At 69.0% G+C, this 1,589-nt stretch carries 5 protein-coding genes; all 5 read right to left on the bottom strand.

The window, feature by feature from the left end:
* A partial coding sequence (locus A3ES_RS50815) for a hypothetical protein (RefSeq protein ID WP_040457290.1) occupies window positions 1-205 on the bottom strand: 205 nt, incomplete at its 3' end.
* Complete coding sequence (locus tag A3ES_RS0145510) at window positions 202-390, bottom strand: hypothetical protein (RefSeq protein WP_020393479.1); 189 nt, start codon at window positions 388-390, stop codon at window positions 202-204. The genes A3ES_RS50815 and A3ES_RS0145510, both read right to left, overlap by 4 nt.
* On the bottom strand, window positions 387-641 hold the full coding sequence (locus A3ES_RS0145505) for a hypothetical protein (RefSeq protein WP_020393478.1): 255 nt from the start codon (window positions 639-641) through the stop codon (window positions 387-389). The genes A3ES_RS0145510 and A3ES_RS0145505 overlap by 4 nt, the downstream gene beginning before the upstream one ends.
* A complete protein-coding gene (locus A3ES_RS0145500; protein WP_020393477.1) occupies window positions 638-1,018 on the bottom strand; it encodes a hypothetical protein in 381 nt (126 codons plus the stop codon). Before A3ES_RS0145500 ends, A3ES_RS0145505 begins: the two co-directional genes overlap by 4 nt.
* Window positions 1,019-1,064: 46 nt before the next feature.
* On the bottom strand, window positions 1,065-1,487 hold the full coding sequence (locus tag A3ES_RS0145495) for a DUF3307 domain-containing protein (RefSeq protein WP_020393476.1): 423 nt from the start codon (window positions 1,485-1,487) through the stop codon (window positions 1,065-1,067).
* Window positions 1,488-1,589: the final 102 nt, after the last annotated feature.

Raw genomic sequence — 1,589 nt, 5'->3', positions numbered from 1 at the left:
CCCGCCGCACGTTCAGCGGATCGATCTCGTTCTCCTCGCACCAGCCGATCCAGGCCATGACGTCGCGCCGGTACGCCTTCCTGGTGTTCTCGTTCTTCTTCGAGAGGAGCCACGCGGCCACCAGGACCCGGACCCGCTCGGCGGCCGGGTCGAACACCGCCGGGCGGGTCTCACCCGTCAGGCCGTACACGTCGAGCTGAGTCATCCCTTGCTCTCCTCCCTCTCTCGTTCGTCCGCGAGGCGCGCCCAGCGGCGGGCCTCGGCTTCGGACTGCTCAGCTCCCCTGACGAGCCGGGCAGCCATTCGCCGCCTGAGCCCTGCAGAGTCGAGCGCGCGGAGCGCCCGCTCCCGCATCTCCTCAGGAGTTCCTGCGTCGAGGATGCTGCTCACCGTGCCACCTCTATCGGGGTGTCGGAGCGGAAGCCGCGGCGCGTGTCCTCCGGGGTCTCGCCCTTGAACCGGCGCAGGAGCACGAAGGTGCGGGCCGTCTCGTGCCGGACCTCGAGCAGGTGCCCGGCGTACTGGGTGCCGTTCTCGGCAATGGTGATCCACCGGCCGTCGGCCTGGTCCAGCTCGCCGAGTGTCTTCGGCTGGGCGTGCTGGTCCGTGTGTCGGCGGCGGTGGCGCTGCAGGATCGTCACAGCGTGGTTCCTCTTGGCTGCTGGGCGGCCTTGCGGCGCCGGAAGGTGGTCAGGTTGGTGACGTTCGCCGGAGCCGGCTCGGTGGGCTTCGGTGCCCTCGCTGCAGCTGCCTGCTTGGCGCGCTGCTGCCTCGCTGCGATGAACGCCGGGTACTTGGGGCAGGTCGCGAAGTGCGCCTTGCCCAGCTTCTCGATGTGCTCAGGCTTCTCGCCGGCCTTCAGCGGGCGGGCGTTGATCCGGCCAGTGTGGTCCCTGTAGATCGCGAGGTTGCCGTCAGCGCACGGCTCCGGGTCGAGTGGCATGGGCTTGCCGGTCTTGGTGCTGCGCGCCCACAGGATCTCGGCGCCGCACAGGTCGCACGTTCCGTTCGCGGGCATCAGTCGATCCACCCATCCCAAACCATCCGCTTGCCGGTCTCGCACATCAGCTGACCCCGATCACTGCGGTGAGGTACGTCGCGACACCGAGCCAGCCAAAGTGCCAGGCCTGGTCGAGCTGGTACGCACCACCGGGGGAGTTGTAGTAGTCCTCCTTGCCGATCGAGCGGGCGAGGGCAGCCAGGGTGTACCGGCGGTCGGCCCAGTAGTGCGTCACTGCGGACACCATCTGGCCGACGACGAAGCCGACCGGGGTGATGGCGAGGTCGAACGTCTGCCAGACCACCAGCACGGCGAGCGCAGTTGCTGCGGTGTAGGTCGCGACGTGAGTGGCGCATTCGCGTACGCCGGTGTGGGTGTGTGCTCCCTTGCCCATGGCCTGGCCGTGAGTCTGCACCCAGTGGTCGGCGACGGCGTGCGTAAACACGAGCGTGATGCCGACAGAGGAGAAGGTCGAGGCGTCAGGCATTCTCGGCCGCCGTCCACACGAGCTGGCGTGCGGCGAGCAGGCCGGCAGAAGCGGCTTCGAGGTGGGTCTGCAGGTCGGTCGCGTCGGCGGCCGAGAGTCCGG

The organism is Kribbella catacumbae DSM 19601 (assembly GCF_000372465.1).
GTDB lineage: Bacteria > Actinomycetota > Actinomycetes > Propionibacteriales > Kribbellaceae > Kribbella > Kribbella catacumbae.
Note: the sequence above shows the minus strand (reverse complement) of the source record. Positions and strands in the feature narration are given on the sequence as shown.

Coding starts and splice junctions, on each gene's coding strand:
- A3ES_RS0145495 (WP_020393476.1), bottom strand. CDS start 1,487: ATGCCTGACGCCTCGACCTTCTCCTCTGTCGGCATCACGCTCGTGTTT.
- A3ES_RS0145500 (WP_020393477.1), bottom strand. CDS start 1,018: ATGCCCGCGAACGGAACGTGCGACCTGTGCGGCGCCGAGATCCTGTGG.